The organism is Shewanella sp. SR43-4, assembly GCF_014163845.1.
Classification (GTDB): Bacteria; Pseudomonadota; Gammaproteobacteria; order Enterobacterales; family Shewanellaceae; genus Shewanella; species Shewanella vesiculosa.
Window position 1 is genome coordinate 107373 of the sequence record NZ_JACJEB010000002.1, and the last position, 14715, is coordinate 122087.

Sequence of the window (14715 nt, forward strand, 5' to 3'; positions counted from 1 at the left end):
AACCTATAAAAACCCCATTTTTAGCAAAAATAAATGAAACACTTTCAGTTTTACATAAAAAAGCCGATGCATGGCATCGGCGATAATATTATTCTCAACAATTATATTTGGCTAATATGGTTCAATACTCGCTTTTCTGAAATAGGATAAGCAGTGCCTAGCACTTGGGCAAAACATGATACTCGATACTCCTCAATCATCCAGCGAGCTTCAATCAATGCTTCAGGTATTGCTTGTGAACGCGGCACTTTAGCTAATTGCGCCGTTAACGCCTCTTGTACTTTAGCAATGCTATGCATGTGTAATCGATCGCGTGTTGGGTCAACAGGTAGCTTATCGAGTCTATTTTCAATGGCTCTGAGATAACGGCTCACATCGGTTAAGCGTTGCCAACCACAATCCTCAACAAAGCCTTTATAAACCAGACTATCAAGTTGAGTTTGAATATCACTCATCGCAAAGGCAATATCCAGGCTAATTTTACCTTTTAAACGCTTCTTAACACGTTGATAAATAGTTAATATTTGCTCAACATTTAATGCTATTTGCTCAGCAGTTGGGTTAAGCTCTTGGCGAACCCAATCTTTTGCTTGCTCGAACTGCAGTTCATTGCGAATATCGAGTTGCTTTTTATCCAATAACTGCTGCACCGCGGCATTAATAATGTCTTCAATTAATATCTGCACTTGGCCGAAGGGATTAAAGTACATTGCAAGCTTAGCTTTATTAGGTAATGCTTGCTGTAAGTGCTTCACTGGCGAAGGGATATTAATCAATAACAACCGACGCAGGCCTACTCGATGATGGCGCTTAGCTTCGTGTTCATCATCAAATAGCTTGATCGCCACATCCGTTTTATTGTCTATTAAGGCAGGATACGCTTTTACTTCGTAATTGCCTTTACGCTGCTGATATTGAACCGGTAAATCACCAAACGACCAGCTAGTTAAAGCTTGTTGTTCAATGCCTTTATCAGCCACTTTACGAATAGCTTTGGCAACTACCCCTTGTAACTGACCTTTTAACGCTTCTAAATCACGGCCTTGGGCGACTAAACGACTTTGATCATCTTCAATCTTAAAGTTCATCTTAAGATGTTCTGTTAGTTGCGTTAAATCAAAATCATCAGCCGATATGCGCACGCCACTCATGCGCAGTAACTGTTTACACATAGAATTGAGCATCGACAACTCAAACGGTTTCATCGCTTGATAACATGCTCGGGCATAGTCTGGAGCTGGCACAAAATTACGGCGTAAATTTTTCGGCAGTGACTTGATCAACGCAATGAGTTTCTCTTGTCGTAATCCCGGTACAAGCCAATCAAAATCACTGTCGTCAATTTGGTTGATCAGTGCAACAGGAATATGTACAGAGACTCCGTCGTCAGCGCTAGCAGGTTCAAAATGATAGCTCACCGTTAAGGCTAAATTCCCTTTGTGCCATATATCAGGGAAATCAAGCGCCGATATATGCTCGGCACTTCGCTGCATTAACAAGGCTTGGCTGTAATCAAGCAAATCAGGGGTTTGTTGGCGAGCTTTTTTCCACCACGCAAAAAACAACGGCGCGTTAAAAATACCTGCAGGGATCAAGGGTTCATAAAAATCCACAAGCACTTGCTCATCGACTAAAATATCTCGACGACGAGACTTATGCTCTAGTGTTTCAATGTCATTGAGTAGCTGCTGGTTATTTACAAAAAAAGCTTCTTTAGTCTGTAACTGCCCTTCTGCTAAGGCGCTACGAATAAAAATCTCTCGAGCTTCAATAGGCTCAATAGGCCCATATTGCACTCGACGGCGATTAACGATAGTTAAGCCATAAAGCACTTGGTTCTCAAGTGCGATAACACTTGCTGCTTTGGCTTCAAAATGCGGTTCAAGATAATTCTTTTTCACTAAATGGCTCGCAAGCGATTCCAACCATTCAGGATCAATTTTTGCGCAACAACGGGCAAACAATCGTGACGTTTCAGTCAACTCTGCGGCCATAATCCACTTAGGACCTTTTTTGGCTAAAGGCGACCCCGGAAACACAAAGAACTTACGGTTACGTGCCCCTAGATACTCGTTGTTCTCGCCTTTAAAACCAACATGACTTAACAAGCCTGATAATAATGCTCGATGTAACTTTTCATAACTGGCTGCACTGTCATTAATTCGCCATTTCAATTCATGAACAGCTTGTTTCACTTGAGTATATAAGTCTTGCCATTCACGCACGCGTAAATACGCGAGATATTCATCGCGACATTGTTTTCTAAACTGACTGGCTGACAACTCATGCTTTTGATCTTTAACGTGGTCCCATAACTTAACCCAACTGGCAAAATCAGAGTCTTTATCGGCATAGCGACGATGACACTCATCAGCGGCTTGTTTTTTATCCACAGGACGTTCACGCGGATCTTGGATAGATAAACCAGAGGTAATCACTAATGCTTCATGCAAACAGCCCAATTTGTTCGCTTCAATAACCATTCGAGCTAAACGAGGATCAAGTGGAATTTTAGCTAAATCTTTGCCCAACGGGGTTAACACTAAATCATTACCTGATTTCTTCACTGCTTGTAACTCTTCAAGCAATAAAAAACCATCACGAATGTGTTTTTGATCCGGTGGCTGAATAAATGGAAATCCGCCAATGTCACCCAAACCAATCGCCAACATGTGTAAAATCACCGAGGCAAGATTAGTCCGCAAAATTTCAGGATCGGTAAATTCCGGGCGCTGAATAAAATCCATTTCATCGTAAAGTCGAATACAAATACCAGGGCCTACACGACCGCAACGTCCTTGACGTTGATTGGCACTGGCTTGGGAAATAGGTTCTATCGGCAAACGTTGTACTTTAGTCCGGTAACTATATCGGCTTATGCGGGCGGTTCCGGGATCGATAACATAACGGATCCCAGGAACAGTTAATGAGGTTTCAGCAACGTTAGTGGCCAGTACAATGCGCCTACCAATGTGACTTTTAAACACTTTAGATTGCTCACCGTAAGAAAGGCGCGCATATAGTGGTAACACTTCAGTATCGCGATATTGCTGTTTATTGAGTAAATCAGCTGTATCACGGATCTCGCGCTCACCATTCATAAAAATTAATATGTCGCCGGGCCCTGCCGCCATGAGCTCTTCAACAGCAGCAAAAATACCATCGCTGACATCTAAATCTTCATCGCTATCGCGAACTAAAGGACGGTAACGCGTTTCAACGTCAAAGGTGCGCCCTGATACTTCAATAACTGGCGCATTATTGAAATGTTTTGAGAAACGGTCTACATCGATGGTTGCGGAAGTAATAATGACTTTTAAATCAGGACGTTTTTTTAATACTTGCTTTAGGTACCCTAAAATAAAATCAATGTTTAAACTGCGTTCATGCGCTTCATCGATAATAATCGCATCGTACTGGTTTAAAAATCGATCAGAAGTGAGTTCCGCTAACAAAATACCATCGGTCATCAGTTTGATATAACTGTTGTCGCTCAGAGCATCTGCAAAGCGAACTTTAAAACCAACAATATCACCTAAAGGGCTATTAAGTTCATCAGCAATACGGTTGGCAACACTACGGGCGGCTAGACGACGAGGTTGAGTATGGCCAATTAAGCCACGAGTGCCTAAGCCAAGTTCAAGACAAATTTTAGGTAACTGAGTCGTTTTACCCGATCCCGTCTCACCCGCGACAATGACCACTTGGTTATTGGCAATGGCAGAAGCGATATCATCACGTTTTTGTGACACAGGCAGTTCGTCTGGGTAATGAATAACCGGTCGAGACTGTAAGCGCAACTGCGCTTTGGCATAGGCTTGCTGCGCAGCTTCAGTTAACTGCGCTAACGTTTGGGATTTTTTTTCAGACTCGGCTTCTTTATTGACACGATACAAACGACGTCGAATTTTAGCGGCATCGGTTTGATAACAAAGATTGAGATACGCCTTAGATAGCGGGTGAAGGTCCGAATTCAAATCTGATTCCCTTGCTTACATCAAAAAAAGCGATCCTAGCAAGGAAAACAGCAGAATGGTATTGATTTCAACGATTGTTATATTGGAGATAAGTAACACTGTTGCATATAAATATTCATCGCCTTAAGTACATTCGTCCGATTAATCGTTCCAATGACTTTTCCTGCACTCACTACAGGATAAATCTTCGGTTTAGCGCCTAACATTTGATCCGCTAATTCCAATATACTTTCATCGGGCGTCACCGACAATACAGGGCTTTTCATGCAATCTTTTACTGTACTGGTCATATCGCAATGGTAACTGCTTTTTAGCATCACAGATAAACAATCTTGTTGAGATAGAAAGCCCACTAATTGACCGATATGATCAACAACCGGAGCACCATTTTTATTACTGGCGAGTAGTTTTTCAACCGCAATAGCCAGTGACATATCTGCAGTTAATAATACTGGATGCTTATCCATATAATCTTTAATTTTTATTGAATCCATATTGCCCCCTATTACACGCTAATTAACTACGTGTTTAATAAACCCCGTCAAGCAATTCATAAGGAATCAACTCTCGGGTACTAACTTGATTAAGTTTAGTCAATAATGGCTAAGGAGATAGAAAATATAACCGATTGCACTAATCGATTTACTAATCAATGGTATTAGCCCACTGCATTAACCACGTCATGAACTGACTTGATGAATCTATTTGATAAACCTAAGTCAATTCAGCGCAGTAATACTTACTTGTCACGCCAAATCATAACGGTTGCAGCTTGGCCTTTACTTCGAGTGGCGCGATACATCCCTTCGGTATTAAATGGTGTCGCGATATTGCCACGTTGATCAATCGCTATCACTCCTCCAGTTCCCCCTGCCGAGAGCAAGCGTTGATTGATGACCTCATCGGCCGCTTGAATAATCGATTTCTGTTGGTATTTGACTTTAGCGCATATGTCGCCTGCCACTTGATAGCGAATAAAATATTCGCCATGACCCGTCGCTGATATGGCGCAAACACCATTTTCAGCATAGGTTCCAGCACCAATAACCGGTGAGTCACCAATGCGGTCAAAACGTTTTGCCGTCATGCCGCCAGTTGATGTTCCGGCGGCAAGGTTGCCTTGTTTATCAAGCGCCACTGCGCCGACTGTGCCGTATTTGTAGTTAGCAGGTAACTGGGCAACTGACGCCTGGTGATCACCACCATTTACGCGCTCAGCTTCAATGATGCTCGCTTTGGCATCCAGCAATTGTGCATAACGATGAGGCGTGTCGAAATGGCTATTAGACACCAACCTAAATTGTTGCGTTAATGCAAACTCCTCTGCCCCTTGGCCATATAGCATCACATGAGGTGATTTTTCCATCACTTTTCGAGCTAAATCAATTGGGTTTTTAATGTGTTTAACCCCCGCAACGGCTCCAGCATTCATTGTGTTACCATCCATTACCGAGGCATCTAGTTCATGGCCGCCGTCAAAAGTATAAACCGCGCCAACACCAGCATTAAAAAATGGACTATTTTCTAACACATTAATTGCCGCTTGAACCGCATCAAGACTATTACCGCCTTTATCTAGCACCTTATAGCCTGTATCAACAGCCTGTTTGAGTTTATCGCGAATAGCTTTTTCTTGTTGAGGACTTAAACTGGCAGCAGAAATGGTTCCCGCGCCGCCATGGATGGCAATTGAAAAAGGCTTATCATCTGTGGCTGCACAGATATTTGCGGTTAAGCATAAACACACTGCAATCGTTAAATATAATTTATTCATGTTAGGCAAGTCCTTGAAAGTGGTTTATCTTTGTAACCATTTGTGGTTGTAATTTCAATCATATCCTTGCGACTTTTAGACTTTGTAGCGACAATAGTCATCATGATCACTTTTGGAAAAATTAGCTTAATTTGCCGACAAAACGCCTTAAATTTAGTCAGTTTCTATTACTTTCGTTGACCTTATTGATGTCAGGCTTTGTGCTGGCTGATAATAATTGGCTAACGATTAACGTTAATGGCGTTAACAAACAAATTGAAAATAATATTTCAGCTCACTTAGGTACCTTGCCAGATAATGATGTTCAACGCCGAGCTTTTTTATTCACAGTTGACGATAACACCCATGATGCGCTTGAATCTATGGGCTACTATCACACTATTTTAGATATTGACGTTAACGAAAAAGATAATGGGCCTTGGGAGCTAAAGCTCGATATCACCCTTGGGGAACCAGTGATTATTCAGTGGGTTGATATTCATTTTCAGGGAGAGATGCTTGAAGACAATACTTTTTCGCTATGGCTTAATAGCCTAAAAATCAAACCTGGTGACACCTTAAACCACGGGGTTTACGATTCAATTAAATCACAATTAGTCACTCTGGCAATGGCAAGAGGATATTTTGATGGTCAATACACAAAATCAGAAATCAGCATTAATCGTGACTTAAATAGCGCCCAAATTAACCTCGAATTTGATTCAGGTAAGCGATATTTATTTGGTGATGTTGACTTTGAAGGTTCAACGCTTAATGACGATATTGTCGAAGCATTAATCCCTTTTGGTGCTGATGCGCCTTATGCCACGCAACTTTTGACTGAGTTTAATCGTAATTTATTAGATACTGGTTACTTTAGTAATATCAAAGTATTGCCTCAATTAGACAAGATTGAAACCGGTGTTGTGCCAATTAAAGTTGAACTAAGTCCTCGTCCTAGCCATCTTATTGAGGTCGGTTTAGGTGCTGATATTGGTAATAGTACCGAAAAAAGTATCGATCCTCGCGTGCGAGTGACTTGGCGTACCCCACAAATAAACCGCTATGGCCATTATCAAGAAACTAGTATGGAGTGGTCGCCTGAACGGCCGAAAATTTTAACTACCTATACGATTCCATTAACGCATCCTTTAGATGATCAACTAAAAATAAAACTAGGATTATTACGCGACACCTATGGTGTCACTCAAGATTATGATCCAGATAACCGTCAATTTAATAATACTGGCCAGTTAGAGTCTGAAAAATATATTATTGGCTTAACGCGTCAACGACGGTCCAAAAGTAATTGGCTGCATGGTTATTCCCTTGAATCCACAAGAGAGTTTTATAATCAACTCGATACAGATTACGATCCGCGATTTTATTTATTAGGTTACAACCTCACCAAAACGGTTCGAGGTGACAATACCCTCGATCCTAAATCTGGCTATCGTCAAACATACAGCATTGAATATGCAGATCCATCTGTAGGATCGACTATTCGTCTCACTCGCTTACAAGCACGATTTAAATGGATAGAAACCTTATTTGATAAGCATCGGTTTGTTGCTCGCGTTGACTTAGGCGCCAATATTGCAAATGATAACGATATTGCCAACATTCCCCCATCACTGCGTTATTTTGCTGGTGGCGACCAAAGTATACGGGGTTACAGTTACCAAGAATTAGGGCCCTATATTGACTACACCAACAGTGAAGGCGGCTTATCGAGACAAGTGGTTGGTGGCCGTTTCTTGGCCGTCGGCAGCGTAGAATATCAGTACTATCTCACCCCTACTTGGCGCGTTGCTACCTTTGTCGATGCGGGTAATGCCTTTGATACACAGAAGTTTGAACCTGTGGTATCGGTTGGCGGTGGTTTACACTGGATATCACCGATTGGTCCAATCCGAATGGACTTAGGGTTTGGCTTAAAAGAAACTGAGACCGTCGCACGCTCGTTTCGTTTCCATTTAACCATGGGGACTGATTTATGACAGATGAGCATTCTGAACAAGGTCAGCAGCCACAAGCGACCGCTCCCAATAATAATACCAAAACTAACCGTGCAACTAGCTTACCTGCACGCATTTGGCGCCAAATTAAGTTTTATACTCGGATCTTAATTTATGTGCCTTTAGCATTATTGATGTTGTTTGCCGTCCTCATAGGCACGCCATTTGGCAGCAAAACCGCGGTGTTCTTGGTTAACCAATTGGTCAGCGATGTTGAAGTTGAATACGCTTCTGGCACCTTAAATGGCGATCTCACCCTTCATAGCATGTCATGGTCAATGCCTGGCATTAGCGTTAATGCTCAAAATGTAACATTGGAATGGGTGCCAACCTGTCTGATGAATAAACAGTTGTGTGTGACAAACCTAATGGCTTCGAGCATAGGAGTGAACATTGTCAGTGATAATATTCCTGCTGCAAAAGATGTGGATAAATCCACTGAGTTACCAGCCCCTTTTACTGAGTTTGAATTACCGATAAACATTAACCTCAGCCAAGCAAAATTAACCCAGGTTGATATTGCGGTCAATAGCATGACATTTCATGCCGATGAGCTGTCGACTCAAGCTATTTGGAACAGCGCAGGCCTGATGGTTGAATCATTTACCAGCCAAGGCCTGATAGTTGATATCCCTTCTGCACCGGCATCAACCAAGCCAATCAATGTTCCAGTGGAGAGTAAACAAACTGCACAAACGGTTGATGCAAAAGCAACAGCATGGCCACTGGCGAATTTACCACAAGTGTTTATGCCTTTTCCTATCGATGTTAGGCAATTTAATGCAACAGACAGTCTGCTCAAAATGGGTGAACGAACTGATCATTTTAGCCATATCGCATTGGCGGCCAGTTTTCGTCAATTTCAACTTGGAATAAGCCAACTCGACATTCAGCATGATGATGGTAATGTCAGTGTTAGTGGTGACATTGCTTTGCATGACCGCTATCCGCTCGCATTAACACTAACAGCAAATGTCGATAATCTGCCTGAATTACCGGGGCTTAAACAGCAACAACTTAGCCTTGAACTTAGCGAAGACTTAAGCCAGTTACACATCAACGCCATTGCTAAGGGTGATAGCCATTTTAACCTTACTGCTAAGGTTGATCTCACCTCTCCTGCGCTTGACTACCAAGCAACACTGACCGACGCAGCTTTACAGTGGCCACTGAGTAACCCCTTATACACCAGCAACATTAGCCGTTTTACCAGCAAAGGCGATAGTAAAGATCAAGTGGCACAGTTTGAAGGGCAAATCACCACGCCTTACCATCCACCTTTAACGGTAAGTGCTGATATTGTTAACGTTAAGCAAAAACTGACGGTTAATAAGCTGAAGGTGCAGTCGCTGGCTGGCAATGTGGAGCTAACGGGAGAACTGTCATATCAAGATAACATAACATGGCAAGCTAAGGTGTTTAGCGACAATATCCAGTTGCAATACATTGATTATATTAATCAGCAAAATCCAGTCAAAAGTAAATTCAGCGGCCATTTTAATAGTTCGGGCAGCCTTGCGGATAAACAATGGCAAGTGGCCATTGAACAGGCTAATTTAACAGGACGTTTAAATGGTTATCCATTGAATTTACAGGGCGATATTTCATTAAATCAAGATTTTGCAGTTAACGCGTCGAACTTACAAGCCAATGCTCTTGGCGCTCAGTTAATCGTCAACGGTCAAGCGGATCAAATCTGGGACATCAATGCTGAACTGAGTGTGCCAGATGTCAGCCAGTGGCTAACAGGCGCTCGCGGTAGTATCTTCGCTAAAGTAGATGTCAGCGGCAATAGTGCAGACCCTATCGTTGATGTGAACTCACAAATTAACAAGTTGAGCTACCAAGGTAGTAAAATTGATAACCTCAATTTACTCGCTAACTATCGTCCTTATTTACAACACCAATATCGAATAGAACTGCATAATAACAATCTTGTATGGAGTAGCTATAAACTGACAGATATTTCTTTTATCAGTGAAGGCAACCAAAGCAAACAGCAAAGTAAACTCAATACTCAAGGTGATTTGGTCGTCAATACTCAAATTAGCAGTAGTAGCAATATTGATAAACAACAATTTAATGCCACCTTAACCGAGTTCAGTATCAGTAATGTCCTTGGACAATGGCAACAAGATAAACCCATTACAGCAAACTGGGATCAACTTAACCATAGAGGTAGCATCAGCAGCTTCTGTTTAGTGCACCCACACAATACATTATGTTTGATCAATGATGTTAATTTGGGCCACACTGGCCAAGCCAATATCACGCTTACGGGTAACCCAGGTAAAACCTTGGAGCCCATTTTATCTAAAAAAATCAACTGGAGCGGTGAAGCAGCGTTAACCAGTCAAGTTAATTGGGCCAAAGCTAAAAAGCCTACGGCCAATCTTCAATTTACACTCCTGCCCGGTAATATTAAGCTAAGCCGTACTAAAAACAACACCATTAGCATCGACTATCAGCAGCTGTTATTACAAGCGTCACTTGATGAGAAAAAAGTGACCAGTTCATTAAGTTTCGATTCATCCGGAATCGCCAGTTGGCAAAGTCAGCTAAGTGTTAATATCACTCCCGATCGTACCTTACAAGGAACGATTAATGTGAATGAGCTCAATCTCGCTCCCTTTGGAGAATTTTTCCCAAGACTTGAAACCTTAGAAGGCATGCTATCGAGCCGATTAATGTTATCCGGTACCCTTATGGACCCTAGTCTATCAGGTAATATTAAACTCAATGATGCAGCATTGGCCTTATCAACTAACCCGACATTAATTGATAAACTCTATTTATCACTCTCACTTGAAGGTCAGCAAGGGCAGCTCAATGGCCAGTGGCATATGGGAGATGGCCAAGTCACCACCCAAGGTACCTTAGCGTGGCCACAAGGTAAATTTAGTGGTGATATTGACATTAAAGGCAGTAACTTAGCTGTTATTCAACCGCCAATGGCAATCTTAAATGTCTCTCCAGATATTAATATGACCTTTGATGACCAACTGTTCGCAATAAAAGGCAAAGTGAATGTTCCCTCAGGACAAATAAAAATCACCCCATTGGCTGAAGGAGGCATAGCCGTATCAAATGATGTGGTATTCAATGATTCAGTGTCTCAACAAACGGTTAAAACCAGCCCTTACGCCATCACAGCCGACTTAAATATCAATGTAGGTAAAAACCTCACTATTGATGGCATGGGCCTCAAGGGTAAGCTAGAAGGTGACCTTGTACTTCAGCAACAAGCATTTAAACCACCGATGTTGTTTGGCGATATTAGAGTCAATAAAGGTACCTATAAGTTTATGGGGCAAACCCTAACGATCAATACCGGTGAAGTGCAATTTATTGGACCAACTGCATCACCAAATCTTAATATAGAGGCAACCAGAGAGATTAAGGAAAGCGATATAACCGCAGGTGTCAGAGTTACGGGGACACCAATGCGCCCTGTTGTAACCTTATTTTCTAATCCGGCAAAAGAACAAGCTGAGATATTATCGTATATTTTAACGGGTAAAGGCTTTACCAGTTCAAGTAACCAACAAAGCAACTCATTAATGATGGGGGCAGCGCTGAGTTTAGGCTCACAACTTGATGGTGGCGCAATGAATAGTATTGGCAGTACAGCGACAGGGCTCATTGAAAAATTTGGTTTTTCTAATGTACAACTTGATACCAATGATGATGGAAAAGTAGCTGTGAGTGGCTATATTGGCGAAGACTTAATGATTAAATATGGTGTGGGCGTATTTAACCCAGGGTATGAAATGACCGTGCGCTATTACTTATTTTCACAATTATATTTAGAAAGTGTATCGAGTACCTTAAGTCAATCACTGGATATCTACTATAGCTTCGAAATTGATTAAACTTTAGGGTTTAGGGTTGTAAAAAACAGACACAAAAAAAGCGCCCTTAGGCGCTTTTTTCAAAGCAAAAGTTAGACAAACATGAAGTCAATATGTTCAACTAATTGCTTGAATGCGTGACGTTGGATAGCCTTTGCACGAACTTTAACTTCTTTACCATCGACAACGATAGTTAAATCAGTTGTGTAAAAGTTTTCATTTAACTGGATGTTAATGATGTCTTTGTGTTCGAACGTGATTGATACAGGCTCTTTACCTGGACCATAAATTACTGCAGGAACTTTACCGGCATGACGTAGGCGGCGGCTCGAACCTTTCCCGATTTCTGTGCGGGTTACTGCGTTGATTGTGTAAGACATTAGTCACTCACTTAATAATTAATAAAGTATGAAGGCGTCATCATTCTCGACCAACGATGACTCAAATAAAGCGCGCGGATATTACCACAGCCATTATCAAGCCACAAGAAGATATACTAATCCTATTAAATATGTGATCTTTCAGCGAGAGTTCAAAGTGCTATAGGCAAGACAGATGATTGAAACAAACAGTGACTCTCGGTAACAAGCTCCTGGGTAACTCACCCTCCAGCATCTGACCGCAATGGATGGTGGGAATGTCTTATTTTTAAAGCGTCTAAAGATGCCTAAAGGACTTTGAAACCTGAGAGACTCTGAACTGACCAGATATTTAATGAGATTTGTCTTATTAACCCCATCGTCTCACTGGACCACAATCAATGTGTACAAAGCCATCGCGAGGATAAAACCCAACACCGCCCAACTTAAGAGACTCGGCTGCATCACGCAAATGTTTGGTTTTTACCCCAGGTAAAGCAATATCCATTGCCATGCCTTTCATGTGATAACTTTTCTTCGCTACGCCATTACTACGAGATGCGAGCATTTGGTTCGTTTTCGGTGAACGATAAGCGGAGATAACATGGATTTCATCTTGATTATCTAACGTAGCCTGCAATTTATACAAATATTCAAATAATCGTTTATCAATTGGTGCGGCTACATTTTGACGATGATCACGTAATACATGATCAAACTCAGTCAGTGTCGCTGATTGATATTGACCATCAACCCAAAAGCTTCCCTGACTTCTTTCACCGGTATGTAGATTATAAAAACGTAAATCTTTAACCCCAATAGTTGCACGACTTGCTTGGGCGGTATTAGGTAACAGAGTCACCACTGCGGCACCGCTTAAGCCTAATAATACCTGCCGACGAGTTAGGCACTCAATTGTCATTTATACACCACTTTAATTATCTAAATTCAGGACTTATCAGCCTTTGAGGCATGATTTAATCTTCACAACACGATCGAACTAGTTGTTGCTTTTTTATCCAGCTGGCGAATAAATTAACCATTAATGCTCATAAATGCAAGTCTGGCGCTGTTGTGTGAGATTAAAAACACGCACGCGAATATAAGAGTGTGATATTGCTCAAGTGCTTAGGAGCAAAGTGAGCAGCCATTAACTTTACTTAATTAACTGATAATGCCTGCACAATATCTTTGCTGGCGCCTTGATGGCTTAAGAAATTGACCGCTGCCTTTGGAGTTAACTGATAAATGTCATCACGATACTGAATAATATATTGCTCATCCACCCAAGCACGCCAATAGACCATGTGCACGGGTAAAGGTGCTGATAAGGCAAACCATTGGGTTTGCGTATAATTAGACTGTAAGCGATTCCAGGTTCGTTTATCGATAACCAAATGGTTGACAAACCAGTAGGCTAATTGCTGTACCTTTTCAATGCGGACACAACCTGATGATAAATCTCTTTGTGATTTTGAAAATAGCGTTCGATTGGGGGTGTCATGCAAATAGATACTTTGATCATTATTGAAATGGAATTTATATCGACCTAAAGCATTATCACCTCCAGGACGCTGCACGACTCGATAAGGAAAACGCCCTATTGCTGCTTGCTGCCATTGCTCCGCAGTTTTATTAACTCGATTGCCTTCATAATCAAACACATCAAAATGCTTGTCGGCAAAATAGTCACCATAGTGTCTTATTTGCGGCAAAATATCTTGGCGTAAAATCTGTCGAGGTACCGTCCAAGTAGGATTGATGATGATATTTGAAATTTGCCCTGTCATCAGCGGAGTCGGCCGGTACGGTTTACCCACGATAACTTTCGATGACAATACGACCTGATTATCATCCACCAATACCATTTGAAAAGCAGGAATATTAATTAACAAATAAGGTTGAGGCAATTGACTTAAATATGCTGTTTTTTCAACAAAGCTCTTTGCTAATAAAGAAGCCAGTTGAAGCGGAGTTTGATTTAACCAAAATAAGGTCTTTGGACCAATCACGGCATCAGGTTTTAGCCCATGGCGAGACTGAAAACGTTTAACACTTTCCGCTGAAGCGGGTTGATACACAACTTCATCAGCAAGTAATTCGCTGGCATCACCTAATAGCCACAAACGTTGGTTGATTAACTTAATATTGGGATCGCTATCGCCAGGGCGAAGCAAGGCATCAACTGTGATAGCTTGCCAATCTTGAGTTTGCGATAACCACATTAACTTGCGTAGCGCATTTATGACGCTCAGGTAATCATCGACGGCAGGTTCCAGTGCGATATTTTTTTCAAGTAACGAGGCCGAACTTTCGATTGCATCAAATGCGATAGGCACCTTTTTATTACGCCAAAAAGTGGCAACACTTTGCTGAATGAGATCGATATATTCTAATGACTTTGCAGCTGAGCCTGTTTGTAATATTGCTAAATAGTGTGCTCGCTGCGCATTAGGTTCAGCCAAATACTGTAATTGCAGATTTTGAGTTAAGTTAGGATACATATCATCAGTATCGGCCAAAACAAATGACGATATACTCCAAAGCAATATGGCTACTATGCTCACATTTATAGACAGTTTATGTTTACTGAACATACTCTTCCCCATTAGCGACACCCCACGATACTGTCATGTTTATGACATAAGTGAAATGGGTATAGTCATTATGGCAAATAATAACGCGCTTTGAATGAACGAAACATTTAAGCAACAAAAGTGAATACTAAAATATTACCTCTGTGTATAAAAGTTAATC

General features: G+C 41.5%; 8 protein-coding genes. 2 read left to right on the top strand and 6 right to left on the bottom strand.

The window, feature by feature from the left end; all coding sequences use genetic code 11:
* Positions 1-101: 101 nt before the first annotated feature.
* The 3 genes from hrpA to H5123_RS02815 all read right to left on the bottom strand — a co-directional run bounded on the left by hrpA (position 102) and on the right by H5123_RS02815 (position 5751).
* Positions 102-3977, bottom strand: a complete 3876-nt coding sequence (gene hrpA, locus H5123_RS02805) for an ATP-dependent RNA helicase HrpA (RefSeq protein ID WP_182696964.1) — start codon at positions 3975-3977, stop codon at positions 102-104.
* 77 nt (positions 3978-4054) lie between these two features.
* Positions 4055-4471, bottom strand: a complete 417-nt coding sequence (locus H5123_RS02810; RefSeq protein WP_124016507.1) for a CBS domain-containing protein — start codon at positions 4469-4471, stop codon at positions 4055-4057.
* Between the two features lie 245 nt (positions 4472-4716).
* The gene (locus H5123_RS02815; RefSeq protein ID WP_182696965.1) at positions 4717-5751 is read right to left on the bottom strand and encodes an isoaspartyl peptidase/L-asparaginase family protein; all 1035 of its coding nucleotides are present in this window, start codon (positions 5749-5751) and stop codon (positions 4717-4719) included.
* A 188-nt stretch (positions 5752-5939) separates the two neighbouring features.
* Here H5123_RS02815 and H5123_RS02820 point away from each other — a divergent pair, with 188 nt between their 5' ends.
* Positions 5940-7730 (top strand): autotransporter assembly complex family protein, encoded by a 1791-nt coding sequence (locus tag H5123_RS02820; RefSeq protein ID WP_259395585.1) that lies wholly within the window; start codon positions 5940-5942, stop codon positions 7728-7730.
* A complete protein-coding gene (locus tag H5123_RS02825; RefSeq protein ID WP_182696967.1) occupies positions 7727-11620 on the top strand; it encodes a translocation/assembly module TamB domain-containing protein in 3894 nt (1297 codons plus the stop codon). The genes H5123_RS02820 and H5123_RS02825 overlap by 4 nt, the downstream gene beginning before the upstream one ends.
* A gap of 71 nt (positions 11621-11691) precedes the next feature.
* On the opposite strand, the gene rplY is transcribed toward H5123_RS02825, so the two are convergent.
* The 3 genes from rplY to H5123_RS02840 all read right to left on the bottom strand — a co-directional run bounded on the left by rplY (position 11692) and on the right by H5123_RS02840 (position 14555).
* Entirely contained in the window at positions 11692-11979 is a 288-nt protein-coding gene (rplY, locus tag H5123_RS02830; RefSeq protein ID WP_124016504.1) for a 50S ribosomal protein L25, read from the bottom strand.
* Between the two features lie 349 nt (positions 11980-12328).
* Positions 12329-12880 (bottom strand): DUF882 domain-containing protein, encoded by a 552-nt coding sequence (locus tag H5123_RS02835; RefSeq protein WP_124016503.1) that lies wholly within the window; start codon positions 12878-12880, stop codon positions 12329-12331.
* Between the two features lie 238 nt (positions 12881-13118).
* Positions 13119-14555, bottom strand: coding sequence for a murein L,D-transpeptidase (locus H5123_RS02840; protein WP_182696968.1), 1437 nt, complete (start codon positions 14553-14555; stop codon positions 13119-13121).
* Positions 14556-14715 lie beyond the last annotated feature (160 nt).

Coding starts and splice junctions, on each gene's coding strand:
- H5123_RS02815 (WP_182696965.1), bottom strand. CDS start 5,751: ATGAATAAATTATATTTAACGATTGCAGTGTGTTTATGCTTAACCGCA.
- H5123_RS02810 (WP_124016507.1), bottom strand. CDS start 4,471: ATGGATTCAATAAAAATTAAAGATTATATGGATAAGCATCCAGTATTA.
- rplY (WP_124016504.1), bottom strand. CDS start 11,979: ATGTCTTACACAATCAACGCAGTAACCCGCACAGAAATCGGGAAAGGT.
- H5123_RS02820 (WP_259395585.1), top strand. CDS start 5,940: ATGTCAGGCTTTGTGCTGGCTGATAATAATTGGCTAACGATTAACGTT.
- H5123_RS02825 (WP_182696967.1), top strand. CDS start 7,727: ATGACAGATGAGCATTCTGAACAAGGTCAGCAGCCACAAGCGACCGCT.
- H5123_RS02835 (WP_124016503.1), bottom strand. CDS start 12,880: ATGACAATTGAGTGCCTAACTCGTCGGCAGGTATTATTAGGCTTAAGC.
- H5123_RS02840 (WP_182696968.1), bottom strand. CDS start 14,555: ATGTTCAGTAAACATAAACTGTCTATAAATGTGAGCATAGTAGCCATA.